General features: G+C 72.5%; 11 protein-coding genes. 5 read left to right on the top strand and 6 right to left on the bottom strand.

The window, feature by feature from the left end:
- Positions 1 to 232: 232 nt before the first annotated feature.
- A complete protein-coding gene (locus JNL41_RS11390) occupies positions 233 to 1,354 on the bottom strand; it encodes a LuxR C-terminal-related transcriptional regulator (protein ID WP_293475001.1) in 1,122 nt (373 codons plus the stop codon).
- Here JNL41_RS11390 and JNL41_RS11395 point away from each other — a divergent pair.
- The gene (locus tag JNL41_RS11395) at positions 1,344 to 1,874 is read left to right on the top strand and encodes a PEPxxWA-CTERM sorting domain-containing protein (RefSeq protein ID WP_293475003.1); all 531 of its coding nucleotides are present in this window, start codon (positions 1,344 to 1,346) and stop codon (positions 1,872 to 1,874) included. The genes JNL41_RS11390 and JNL41_RS11395 overlap by 11 nt on opposite strands.
- 6 nt (positions 1,875 to 1,880) lie before the next feature.
- Here JNL41_RS11395 and JNL41_RS11400 read toward each other — a convergent pair whose 3' ends face one another.
- Together JNL41_RS11400 and JNL41_RS11405 are read right to left on the bottom strand one after the other, a co-directional pair.
- Complete coding sequence (locus tag JNL41_RS11400; protein WP_293475005.1) at positions 1,881 to 4,280, bottom strand: serine/threonine-protein kinase; 2,400 nt, start codon at positions 4,278 to 4,280, stop codon at positions 1,881 to 1,883.
- Entirely contained in the window at positions 4,273 to 4,809 is a 537-nt protein-coding gene (locus JNL41_RS11405) for an ECF-type sigma factor (protein WP_293475007.1), read from the bottom strand. Before JNL41_RS11405 ends, JNL41_RS11400 begins: the two co-directional genes overlap by 8 nt.
- Positions 4,810 to 5,086: 277 nt before the next feature.
- Here JNL41_RS11405 and JNL41_RS11410 point away from each other — a divergent pair, with 277 nt between their 5' ends.
- Both JNL41_RS11410 and JNL41_RS11415 read left to right on the top strand, forming a co-directional pair.
- Entirely contained in the window at positions 5,087 to 5,914 is an 828-nt protein-coding gene (locus JNL41_RS11410; RefSeq protein WP_293475009.1) for a PEPxxWA-CTERM sorting domain-containing protein, read from the top strand.
- 63 nt (positions 5,915 to 5,977) lie between these two features.
- Positions 5,978 to 6,679: a PEPxxWA-CTERM sorting domain-containing protein gene (locus JNL41_RS11415; protein ID WP_293475011.1), complete on the top strand. Its 702-nt coding sequence runs from the start codon at positions 5,978 to 5,980 to the stop codon at positions 6,677 to 6,679.
- A gap of 18 nt (positions 6,680 to 6,697) precedes the next feature.
- Here JNL41_RS11415 and JNL41_RS11420 read toward each other — a convergent pair whose 3' ends face one another.
- The 3 genes from JNL41_RS11420 to JNL41_RS11430 form a co-directional block, all read right to left on the bottom strand.
- Positions 6,698 to 6,910 carry a hypothetical protein gene (locus tag JNL41_RS11420; protein ID WP_293475013.1) on the bottom strand — a complete coding sequence of 71 codons (213 nt, stop codon included), beginning with the start codon at positions 6,908 to 6,910 and terminating at the stop codon, positions 6,698 to 6,700.
- A 105-nt stretch (positions 6,911 to 7,015) separates the two neighbouring features.
- Positions 7,016 to 9,532, bottom strand: coding sequence for an FtsX-like permease family protein (locus JNL41_RS11425; RefSeq protein ID WP_293475014.1), 2,517 nt, complete (start codon positions 9,530 to 9,532; stop codon positions 7,016 to 7,018).
- Positions 9,532 to 10,206 carry an ABC transporter ATP-binding protein gene (locus JNL41_RS11430; RefSeq protein WP_293475019.1) on the bottom strand — a complete coding sequence of 225 codons (675 nt, stop codon included), beginning with the start codon at positions 10,204 to 10,206 and terminating at the stop codon, positions 9,532 to 9,534. Before JNL41_RS11430 ends, JNL41_RS11425 begins: the two co-directional genes overlap by 1 nt.
- A 60-nt stretch (positions 10,207 to 10,266) precedes the next feature.
- Here JNL41_RS11430 and JNL41_RS11435 point away from each other — a divergent pair, with 60 nt between their 5' ends.
- The gene (locus JNL41_RS11435; RefSeq protein ID WP_293475015.1) at positions 10,267 to 10,905 is read left to right on the top strand and encodes an arylesterase; all 639 of its coding nucleotides are present in this window, start codon (positions 10,267 to 10,269) and stop codon (positions 10,903 to 10,905) included.
- A 237-nt stretch (positions 10,906 to 11,142) separates the two neighbouring features.
- The coding region (locus JNL41_RS11440; protein WP_293475017.1) for an MBL fold metallo-hydrolase at positions 11,143 to 11,678 on the top strand (536 nt) is incomplete at its 3' end.

Below are 11,678 nucleotides of genomic sequence, written 5' to 3' on the forward strand. Positions count from 1 at the left end.
CTGCTCGATGAAGATCAGCCAGGACATCCGCGACGCCGCCCGCCAGCAGAACGACGTGGACGCCGGCATGGCCGACATGGCCCAGAAGTTCCGCGACGGCGGCGGCGAGATCCTGATCCCCGTCGCACCCGCGGAGTAGGAAGCGCCCAGCGGCTGGCCCGCGGCCCGAGCAGCTCTTCTCCTCCGCGGGAGAAGGTGGCGCGCGTGGCCTGCCGGATGGGGGGCGTCGAGGCTAGTGCGGACGGTCGGCTGAGAGCAGCAGGGCCACGGCCTGGGCGCGGTTGACTGCGCCCAGCTTGCGGCGCGCGTTGTCGACGTGGAAGCGGACCGTGGTCTGCGACACGCCGAGGATCACGGCGATCTCCCAGTCCGACTTGCCGGCCGCCACCCAGCGCAGGCTGTCGCGCTCGCGGGCCGTCAGGCCGAGTTCGGGCCCGGCGGCCTCCGACGGTCCGTAGGGGTCGTTCACGCTGACGATCACCGCCGGCCCGTCCTCGAAGACCGCGGTCTCGACCGAGCGGACCGGTGAAACGGTGAGCGCCATCGCCGGGCGGCTCTCGGAGAAGGCCAGCGTCATGTCGCCGGCCGTGCGCAGGGCGGGGTCGGACGCGCCGGCCGACGCGATGAGCGCGTCGAGCGCGCGGGCGTCGTCGGCCCGCTCGGCGACCAGCCGCCCGCCCACGGCGCGCAGGCTGCCGGTCCCGCTCAGGAGCGTTTCGGCGCGGCCGTTGAGCCGCCGGATGCGGCCCGAGGCGCTCAGCACGATCAGCGCATGCGACGAGACGTCCAGCGCCTCGGCGACCCCCGGCGGCAGCGTCCCGCCGCCCATCGCCAGCTCTTCCGTCAGCCGGAACGCCCGGCGCAGGTGCCCGTGCAGGCGGTTCGCGCGCTTCAGGGCGCTGCCGCCGAAGCGGCCCTGCCGCATCGAGCGGGTCATCGTCAGCGCGCAGACGTCGAAGCCGCTGGCGGCGAGACGGATGATCATTCCGGAATGGATGTTCTGGGGCCGCATGAAGTCGTTGTAATACTCCGAGCGCTCCAGATCGGCCCGTGACAGCCAGGCCTCGTCGGTGAGGATCTCGGGCCGCCAGGTCGCCATGAAGGCGGCCGGATCCTCCTCGTTCGAGAACGGGTTCAGCCGGGCATAGTAGGTCTCGTAGAGCGTCGCCATCGCGGGGTCGATCCGCGCCAGCACGCCATCGCCCGACCCGTCCACGACGCTCATCCGCGTGAGCCAGCCGCCGACCCCGCCCAGCAGGTCGGCCAGCTCCTCCATGACCGCCGGCCAGCGGCCGGGCTCGACGGCCGCGTCGTACAGCCGGTCAAGGAACGCGCTTTCCCCCGTGTCCCGCATCGAGAATGCCCGCGCCACGGCCCACACCCCTGGGCCGACGGGCATTGTGGGCCTGAAGGAACGCGGTTCGGCAAGCAAGAACGCGCATCAGGCGAGCGCCACGCGAGGTCGCGCCTACGAATTTCCGGCCGGCGAGGAGCCCTCGCTGATCTTCTTCACGCCGTTGTCCGGGTACGAAGTATCATTCTCGGACTTCTCCTGGACCAAGGGCGCCGCCACGAGCAGCGCGCGCTTCTACTTCGAGGTCGTGGACACGGCCGGCAATCAGCTCTTCAGGGCAGGCAACAGCATCGCGACCTACACGGTCGACACGGCGTACTTCACCGGTCCGCTGACCTTCCGGTTCTCGAACGGTGGCCAGGGCGGTGTCGCGATCGACCGCATCGCGCTGGACGTGAGGGCTGTCCAGGTTCAGCCGCCGCCAGGCGGCGTGCCCGAACCGGGGACCTGGGCCCTGATGATCCTGGGCTTCGGCGGAGCCGGCGCGACGCCTCGCCGCCGCCGGATCGCCCTCGCCTGACCTGGTCTAGAGCCGGCCTGCGATCCCCTTGCGGGGCGGGTCGCAGGCCTGGCGGCTCCAATCGGTGACCGGCTTCAGCGTGGACGAGCGGTCGTGGCCGGTCAGCTTGCCTTCGCGCTCCAGGCCCGCGTAGAGCCCGCGCGCCTCGGCCCAGGCGGCGCAGGCGCGGCCGTACTGGCCGGCGTTGTAGTAGACGGCGCCGGCGCTGCGGAGCGCCTCGCCCAGGCTGCGGCGCGGGCCCGGGGCATTGTCGGACTGGGCGACCACCGAGCGGTGGGCCGCGAGCACCTCCTCGACCATCGCATAGGCCTCCGCCGCCCGGCCGAGGTCGGCCAGCACGGCCGCGCGGACCTCGCCGCAGATGGCGAAGAGGTTCACCACGCCGCGGTCGTCCGGATCCTTCAGGCGCATCCGGCGTGTGATCGCCACGGCTTCGTCGACCGAGGCGTAGGCGTCGGCGAGCCGGCCCAGGGCCTTCAGCACCACCGCCCGATACCAGAGCGAGATCGCGAGTTTCCGCGTCGTCTCGGGTGAGCCGGCCTCGCGCCGGGCGAGTTCGCGGTTGATGGCCACCGCGCGCGTCATCGGCGGCAGGGCGGCGGCGGCGTCGCCCAGTTCCTGGTGCGCCTCGGCGTGCAGCCGCAGGATCGCCGACTGGGCCTTCATCACGCCGGTGTCGCTGCGCAGCGCCGGGGCCAGGCCGTCGATGAACCGCTCGGCCCGCTGGAACGGCTCCAGGCTCCTGGCGTAGTTCGAGTCCCAGCCGTGCGAATCCCCCTCGGCCTGGATGGCGGTGGCGTAGACGCGCGCGGCCTCGGCGTCCCGGCGCGCGTAGGGCTCCAGCAGGGCCTGGGTCTCGATCGCCTGCTTCCGTGCGAGGGCGATCTCGCTGTTGTTGTAGAGGTTCACGCCCGCCTGCTCGATGCGCAGGTCGGCCAGCGCGCGCCGCGCCGCCTCGTCGTCGGGCGCCTCGGCGTAGGCGCGGGTCAGGATGGCGTCGGCCCTGGCGAGCAGGGCGTTGGCGTCGGCCGCCTTGCCGAGCTGGCTCTGCTGGCCGCTGCCCGTCACCTGCGCCAGCCGCACGTACCCGCGGCCGGCTTCCACCCGGACGTCCAGCGGCGCCTTCGGATCGGCCGAGAGCGCGTCGAGGTACTTGAGCCCCGTGACGGCGAGCTTGTCGCGGGCCTTGGTCGCGCCCTGGACCTTGCTGACGTCGTTGTAGACGTCGAACAGCATCGTGGTGGCGATCTCGCGGGTCTGCTGGAAGCGCCGCTCGGCCTCCGCCCGCGCCGCCTCGGCCCGCGCATTGGCCACCAGGGTCGCGGCGAACGCCCCGATCAGCAGGACCACCGCCGTCGCCGCACCGCCCACCCCCACGCGATGGCGCCGCACGAACTTGCGGAAGACGTAGCCCCGACCGCCGCCCGCCGCGCTCACGGGGTAGCCGCCCCGCCAGGCCGCCACGTCGTCGCGCAGGGCCTCCACGGTCGGATAGCGGTCGGCCGGATCCTCCGCCGTGGCCTTTGCGACGATGGCCTTGAGCTCCGCGTCAGGCGGGTCGCCTTCCGTCAGCCAGGCCAGCACGCGGCCCAGCGAGTAGATGTCGCTCAGCGTCGTCGAGGGCGCGCCCGCGATCCGCTCCGGGGCCGCGAAGCCCGGCGTGTGGATCCCGGCCTTGCCGTCGGGCGCCAGGGCCGCGGGCGGATCCGCCGAGGCGGGCGACGAGATGCCGAAGTCGATCAGCTTGGGCTGGCCCGCCTGGTCGACCAGGATGTTGGCCAGGGTGACGTCACCGTGGACGATCAGGTTCTGGTGCGCGAAGGCCACGGCCGAGGCGGCCGCCAGGAACAGGTCCAGCCGCGCGCCCTGTGGGGGACTGGTCTCGGCGCGCCATGCCGACAGCGGCCGGCCGTCCACCAGTTCCATGACGATGTAGGGCTCGCGCGCCTCGGTCTCGCCGCCGTCGAACAGGCGCGCGATGTTGGGGTGCGAGAGCCGCGCCAGCGTCTGGCGCTCGCGGCGGAACCGCTCGATCAGGCTGCGCGACAGCGCGCCAGGCCGGATCACCTTGATCGCGGTGGCGTGCTCGAAGTCGCCGGCCGCGCGCTCGCCCCGGTACACCGCGCCCATGCCGCCCTGGCCGATCAGGCCGGTGATCCGATAGGCGCCGATGCGCTCGGGCGCGGGCCCGCCGTCGGCCTTGCGCGGCCCGCCGCCGGTGACCAGGGCCATCGCCGCGTCCTGGCCGAGGCCCGAGAGCTGCAGCGCCCGCGCCCGCACCGCCTCGGGCGCGTCCTGCGCGGCGATCCAGCGGCCACGGGCGTCGGAAGGCTGGTCCATCGCCTGCTCGAGGAGATCGAGCGCGCGCGCCTCGATCGCCCTGGCGGAGAGCGGCCGGCTAGCCATGCTGCGGCGCGAGCGCCTCGTAGAGCCACAGGCGCGCCGCCTGCCAGCGCCGCTTCACGGTCGACTCGGACAGGTTCAGGACCACCGCGATGTCCGCGATCTCCATGCCGCCGAAGTAGCGCATCTCGACGATCTCGGCCCGTTCGCGGTCGATCTTGGCCAGGTCGTCCAGCGCCGTGTTGATGTCCTCCAGATCGGCGTTCACCGCGTCCGGAATGTTGGTGATCAGCTCCACCTTCTGGTGGTCGCGCTTGTTGCGTCGCTTGGCGCGCACATGCTCCACCAGCGCCCGGCGCATCATCACCGAGGTCAGGGCCATGAAGTGGGCGCGGTCCTGCCAGTCGATCCGCTCCAGCGAGATCAGCTTCAGGATGGTCTCATGCACGAGGTCGCCGACCGAGAGCGACACGTGCCGCTCGCCGCGCAACATGCCGGCGGCCGCCTGCCTCAGTTCGGCGTAGAGCAGTTCGAAGAGGCGGTCGCGCGCGCCGCGGTCCCCGCTGCGCCAGGCGACGAGCAGGCCGCGCACATCCTGTCCCGCCGCACGCTCCGACATGCGCGCGATAGTGCGAACCCCGAACGCGGCTGGCAAGTCGGCGCACGCCTTACGGGAAAACGGCGGCGGCGGCGAAAAAATCGGACGGCCGTGACCCGTGGCGGCCGAAACCGGCGCCTGACCCTGAGGAGCGGAGACTCGAGGCGGGCCGCTCGCTCCGGGCTTCGGGCCATCGGCGACCGTGTCACGCCGGCGGCGGCGGGGCCCGGTCCCCGCCTCGAACATGGGGTGAAACAAGGGGACTTTCGTGATGCGTACTCTGCTCGTCGCCGCGGCTGCGGCGCTCTCGCTGGCGCCGGCCGCCGCCCACGCCGACTACTTCGTCACCGCCGTGGCCAACCTCGGCTCCGCAAGCGACGGCGGCTACGCGCCGAACGGCCCGACCAGCAAGTCGGCCAGCGTCGCGGGCGGCGCCGCGCAGGCCACCGTCGACCTCGCCACCGGCCAGGCCAGGACCTACCTCAGCTTCTACGGACCCGACGTCGCGGGCCCCGACTTCGGCTCCACCGGCGCGGTGTTCGGCGACACGGTCACCTTCTCCGGCGCGACCAACGCCAAGTTCAAGTTCAACTTCGACGGCTCGGTCTATTCCGACCCGATCGAGGAGGGGAACCTCAACACCTACCAGATCCTGCTGGTCGCCAACCTGCGCGTGTTCCAGGCCGGTTCGGGCGCGACGTCGAGCAACTTCGCGAGCTACGGCGGCGCACTGGTGTCCGACAGCTTCGTGCTGGAGATCCGCAACCCGACCGAAACCATCGACCGGTTCCTCGACGAGTCGCTGTTCGGGAGCACCGCGGTCACCGCCGGCGGCAGCTACGATGTCTTCGCCAGCTTCTCGACCGCCATCGCCATGAACGGCCAGCCGGTCTTCGCCGAACTGGACTTCCTCAACACCGCCACCTTCGGCATCGAACTCGACGATCCGGGCGTGAGCTACAGCGCCCAGTCCGGCGTCCTGGTCGGCAGCACGCCGAGCGGCGCGGTGCCCGAGCCGTCCACCTGGGCGCTCATGATCCTGGGCTTCGGCGGCGCGGGCGCGCTGCTGCGCCGCGAGCGTCGGCAACCCGCCATCTGATCACCGCCAGGGCGACCGCGTTCAGGCGCGGGAGCCTTGGGGTCCTGCAAAAGGAACATCATCATGCGTGCTCTGCTCATCGCCACGGCCGTCGCCGTGCTTTCGCCGGCGGTCGCGTCGGCGACCGTGCTGACGTTCGACGTCGCCGGCGGCGTCTCGAACTTCGAGAACGTCGACCAGGCCTATGGCGACAACGTCGCCGCGGCGGCCAATGCGGCCGGCTCCTACGGCGTCGGCGCCGAGGGCTACACGCCCGACGTCACCGTCAGCTACGGGACGCCCGGCGAGGATCCGGCGCTCTGGACCACCGGCTACGGCGACCTCACCAACGTCCTGTTCAACGACGCGGACGGCGACACCACCTTCACGGTGCGGTTCACGGCGGCCTCCGGCTACCTGGTGAGCCTCTACGGCTTCGACATGGCCTCGTTCATCTCGGGCGGCCAGACGATCCAGGGCTTCACCGTGCGCGACGTGGGCGCGAACACCATCCTCTTCAACCAGGGCTCGACGTTCGTCACCGGCGCGACCCGCAACACCATAGCGTTCGCCAACGCCCTGACCGCCGGTGACCTGGAGCTGGTGATCAATCTCACCGGCCTGGGCGGCGTCAGCGACGACATCGGCATCGACAACGTCCGGTTCGGACAGTCGCAGATCCAGACCGGCGTGCCCGAGCCCGCAACCTGGGCGATGATGCTGCTGGGCTTCGGCGGCGCGGGCGCGATGGTCCGTCGGCGGCGCAGGACCTCGGTCCCGGCCTGACGCCGTGCGCCGGGCGGCTCAGTCGGGCTGCCCGGCTCCGGCCGCCACGGGCGGCCACACGCGAACGGCGACCGCCACGGCCACCGAGCCCAGCACCGCCGTGATCGCGCCCATCCACTGGACCGCGTTCATGCCGACCGCCGCGTAGTGGCCGGTCATCGAGCCGGACAGGAACACGAGGCAGGCCGTCGCCCAGTCGATCAGGTCTTTCTTGGTGAAGTCGGGCGACATGGAGGCTCCGCGGGTCTGGCGATTCTGCGCCGCCGAACGTGAAGCCCGCTGGATGCCAAATGCTTACCGATCGCGCGATGCGACACTGTTGCGCAGACGTTGGCGTCACTCGCTCCTGAGCGCAGGGGCCGGGCGCTTCGACAGGGCCTGGAACGACGCCACCAGGCCGCCTGCCGCCGCCAGCGCCGAGGCGCCCGCCAGCAGCCCGGCGACACCGGCCCAGTCGATGCTCCAGGTCGCCTCGAACACCTTCACCACGACGGGCCACGCCGCCGCATAGCCGAGGCCGACGCCGGCCGCGCCCGCGATCGCGCCGACCAGCCCATACTCGATCACATAGGCGCTCAGCACCTGCAGCCGGCTTGCCCCCAGCACCTTGAGCGTCGCCGCCTCGCGGGTCCGCTCCTGCGCCCGCGCGGCGATCGCGCCCGTCAGCACCAGCAGCGCCGCCATCAACGCCACCGCCGCCGCGCCGCGGATGGCCAGCGCCACCTGGTCGAAGAGTTCGGTCGCGGCCTCGAGCTGCTCGCGCACCGAGATCACGTTCACCTCCGGAAACGCCTGCCCCAGCGCCCTCGTGACCGCGGCCTCCTCGGCGCGCGTGGCCTTGGCGATGGCGACGTGGCGGGGCGTCGCGCCCTCCAGCGCAGAGGGCGTCAGCACGATGGGGAAGCTCGCGCCGAAGCTGCCGACGTCCACGCGCCGGATCACCGCCACCGTCGCGTCGATCTCGGCGCCCAGCACCGACAGCGTGACCTTGTCGCCCGGCTCGATATCGGCCGCGGCGGCCACGCCCTGGGCCATCGCCACCTGCGGCGCGCCTGCGTAGCCCGCCGGCCACCAGCGCCCCTTCAGCGTGCCGGGATTGGGCGGCTCGGCGGGCAGGGCCGAGATGGTGATGTCCTGGTCGTAGGCCCACCGCTCGCCGCGCGGGATCTTCTCTCGGTCGACCGGCTCGCCGCGCACGGCGACGATCCGGCCCGAGAACATCGGCGCGCGCAGGTATTCGTCGCGGCTCGGCGTGCGGCCCAGGGCGCGGGCGACGTCGGCGTCGAACTCGGCGACGCGTTCGCCGGGGATCTCGGTGAACACCATCGCCGGCGCCGTCTGCGGCGCGACGATGGCGATCTGGCGCAGCAGGCTGGACTGGATCAGCACCACGGCGGCCAGCAGGCCGACGCCCAGGCCGATGGCCGGCGCCGCCGTCCGCGCCGCCGAGCGCGGCCCGGCGAGGTTGGCGAGTGCGATCCGCATTGCGCCCCGTGTCCCGCCGCGCAGCCGCCCGGCCAGCCTCGCCGCGCCCCAGCCGAACGCCCACAGGAGGCCGAACGCCAGCGCCACGCCGCCGATCATCAGCGAGGCGGCCAGCGGCGTGGGCGCCGTCCAGACCGCCAGGCCGGCGAGCCCCGCCGCGGAGAGCCCTGCGGCGATCAGCTCCGGCCCCAGCCGCAACCGTCCCGACAGGTCGCTGCGGAACAGGCTGGCCGGCGGCGTGGTCCGCGCCCGCGCCAGCGGGGCCAGGGCGAAGGCGGCGGCCGACAGCAGTCCGAACGCGCCGGCCTTGACCAGCGGCATCGGGTAGATCGCGAACAGCGCCGGGACCGGCAGGTCCCTGGCGATGGTCGCGCCCAGCACGAGCGGCGTCGCCGCGCCCACCACCAGCCCGAGGATCACGCCCACCAGCGCCAGCAGGCCGATCTGCGCCAGGTAGATGTCGCGGATGAGGCCGCTCTCCGCGCCCAGCGCCTTGAGCGTCGCGATGGCGGGCTTGCGACCGTCGACGTAGGCGCTGACCGCCCCGAAGACGCCCAGGCCGCCGGCCACGAGCGAGGCCAGGCCGATGAAGCCCAGGAAGTATTCGAGCTGGTCGATCAGGCGGCTGACGCCCGGCGCGGCGTCGTTGCGGTCGCGGATGCGGAACAGGCCCTTCATGGTCCGGCGCACCTGGGCCTTGCCGGCCTCCAGCGGCGTGCCCGGCTTCAGCGCGATCCGCGCCGTCTCGCCGAACGGCAGGCCGGGCTTCAGGAATCCGCCCTGTTCCAGTGCGCCCACCCGCGTCAGCACGCGCGGGCCGAGCACGAAGCCGCGGGAGAGCCGGTCCGGCTCTTCCTCCAGCACCGCGCCCACGCGCATCGGCACGTTGCCGGCCAGGAACCGGTCGCCGATCTTCAGGTGCAGCCGGTCCAGCAGCGCCTGCTCCACGGCCGCGCCCCAGGCGCCGTCGGGCCTCCGCGCAAGCGCCGCCTGCAGCGAGGGGGCGCCCTTGATCGCCACGGTCCCGGCCAGCGGGTAGGCCTCGTCGACGCCCCGCAGCTCGATCAGCCGCCGCTCGCCCCCGGGGGCCTCGGCCATGGCCTGCGAGGCGACCGCGAAGGTGACGCGTCCCAGCGCCTGCAACCGGCTGCGTTCGATGGGAACGAACCGGCGCTGGCTGGCCGAGACCGCCATGTCGCCGCCCAGGATCTCGCGCGCCTCGCTGGCCAGCCCGCGCCGGAACGCCTCGGCCGTCGAACTCGCCGCCGCGATCGCCGCCACGCCCAGCGCCAGGCACGCCAGGAAGATGCGGAAGCCCTTCACCCCGCTCCGAAGCTCGCGCGCCGCGAACCGCAACCACAGCGGCATCAGGCGGCCGCCTCCGCCTGGTGGCCGTCCTTCAGGCTCACCGTCCGCTGGGCGCGGGCCGCGAGGCCGTTGTCGTGGGTGACGAGCAGCAGCGCCGCCTGGGTGTCCTCGGCGAGCTGGAACAGCAGGTCGGCCACATGCCGCGCGTTGTTCGAGTCGAGGTTGCCGGTCGGCTCATCGGCGAAGATCAGCGCCGGCTGCGGCGCCAGCGCGCGGGCCAGGGCGACCCGCTGCTGCTCGCCGCCCGATAGCTGGTGCGGATAGTGCCGCGCCCGCGCCGACAGGCCCACGCGGTCCAGCCACGCCCGCGCCTCGGCCATCGCATTCGGCTTGCGGGCGATCTCCAGCGGCGCGGCGACGTTCTCTTCCGCCGTCATGTTGGGCAGCAGGTGGAACGACTGGAAGACCAGGCTCACCCGACCGCGCCGCAACCTGGCGCGGCCATCCTCGTCCAGACGCGAGAGGTCGCGCCCGAACAGCATCACCCGCCCGGCGCTCGGCCGCTCCAGCCCCGCGGCCACGGCGATCAGCGACGACTTGCCGGACCCCGAGGGGCCGACCAGCGCCACACGTTCGCCCTCGGCCAACGTCAGGGACAGATTGCGCAGGATCTCCACCGGTCCTGCGGCCGACGGCAACGTCAGGCCCACATCTTCGAGGATCAGCGGCGGCAGATCGTTCAAGGGCTTCCCCGACAATTGAGCGACGTAATTCTTCCCTTACATAGGACGATGATGGCCGAGCCAAGACCTACCCGCCGCGCATTGATCGCCCTGCCGCTCCTGGCCGCGGCCGGTCCGGCGTCGGCGCAGCCGCGCACCAAGGTCGTCACGGTGCTGGGCGACTCCATCACCGCCGGCTACGGCCTCGCCCGCGCCGCGGCCTTCCCGGCGCAGCTCCAGGCCCGACTCGCGAAGCTCGGCGCCCCGGCCACGGTCCGCGCGGCGGGCGTCAGCGGCGACACGACCGCCGGCGGTCTCGCCCGCGTCGACTTCAGCGTGCGCAAGGACACCGACCTCGTGATCGTGGCGCTGGGCGCCAACGACCTGCTGCAAGGCCAGGACCCCAGGCGCACCCGCGCCAACCTCGACGGCATCATCAGGAAGCTGAAGGCGCGCCGGATCGACGTGCTGCTCACCGGCATCGACGCGCCGGTCGAGGTGGGCGGCGGCTACGCCCGCGACTTCAACGCCATCTTCCCGGCGCTGGCCCGCGCCAACGGCGTAGCGCTCTACCCGAACCTGCTGGCCGGCGTCGCCCGCACGCCGGCGCTCAACCAGGCCGACGGCATCCATCCGAACGCCCGGGGCGCCGCCATCATCGCCCAGCGCCTCGCCCCCGCCGTCGCCAGAGCCCTCGCCGCCAGACGCTAGGGGGAACCCAGGTCTTCGAGCCTCCGCGCCAGCGGAGGCTCCCTCGTCTGGAACCGCGGAGTACGCGGAAGAACGCGGAATCTGCGCCGAGTCCTTCCGCGCCATTCCGCGTCTTCCGCGGTTCCCTGAATCGGACAGCGCCGCTTGGCAGCGCAGGCCGGCGGCCCGCTTTCGTGTCTTTCGTGTTTTTCGTGGTTCCTCCCTCGTGCAAGCTGCGGCGAAACGGGAGGACGACCGATGCTCACCTGGCGGATCGGCGACGTGAAGATCACGCGCATCGTCGAGATGGAGACCGAGGGCGGCACGCGGTTCATCCTGCCCCAGGCCACCTACGACGAGATCCGCGAGATCCCGTGGCTGGCGCCGCACTTCGCCACCGCGCAGGGCAAGCTGAAGATGTCGATCCACGCGCTGGTCGTGGAGGCGCCCGGCCGCCGCATCATCGTCGACACCTGCATCGGCAACGACAAGACGCGCGAGATGGGCCCCTGGAGCCACCTCCAGACCACCTTCCTCACCGACCTCGAAGCCGCCGGCTTCACCCGCGACTCCATCGACACCGTCCTCTGCACGCACCTCCACGTCGACCACGTCGGCTGGAACACCATGCTGGTGGATGGCCGGTGGGTCCCGACCTTCCCGAACGCCCGCTACCTGATCGGCCGCACCGAGTACGCGCACTGGAAGGCCGAGGAGGAGGGCATCGAGGACACCTCGACGTCCTACTTCCACGACAGCGTGAAGCCCGTCTGGGACGCCGGCCTCGTCGACCT

Origin of the sequence: Phenylobacterium sp. (assembly GCF_016793285.1) — a bacterium.
Taxonomy (GTDB): Bacteria; Pseudomonadota; Alphaproteobacteria; order Caulobacterales; family Caulobacteraceae; genus Phenylobacterium.

What these genes read in the sequence shown, in the direction of transcription:
- JNL41_RS11390 (WP_293475001.1), bottom strand. Translation starts at nt 1,354, where the DNA reads ATGCGGGACACGGGGGAAAGCGCGTTCCTTGACCGGCTGTACGACGCG.
- JNL41_RS11400 (WP_293475005.1), bottom strand. Translation starts at nt 4,280, where the DNA reads ATGGCTAGCCGGCCGCTCTCCGCCAGGGCGATCGAGGCGCGCGCGCTC.
- JNL41_RS11410 (WP_293475009.1), top strand. Translation starts at nt 5,087, where the DNA reads ATGCGTACTCTGCTCGTCGCCGCGGCTGCGGCGCTCTCGCTGGCGCCG.
- JNL41_RS11415 (WP_293475011.1), top strand. Translation starts at nt 5,978, where the DNA reads ATGCGTGCTCTGCTCATCGCCACGGCCGTCGCCGTGCTTTCGCCGGCG.
- JNL41_RS11420 (WP_293475013.1), bottom strand. Translation starts at nt 6,910, where the DNA reads ATGTCGCCCGACTTCACCAAGAAAGACCTGATCGACTGGGCGACGGCC.
- JNL41_RS11425 (WP_293475014.1), bottom strand. Translation starts at nt 9,532, where the DNA reads ATGCCGCTGTGGTTGCGGTTCGCGGCGCGCGAGCTTCGGAGCGGGGTG.
- JNL41_RS11435 (WP_293475015.1), top strand. Translation starts at nt 10,267, where the DNA reads ATGGCCGAGCCAAGACCTACCCGCCGCGCATTGATCGCCCTGCCGCTC.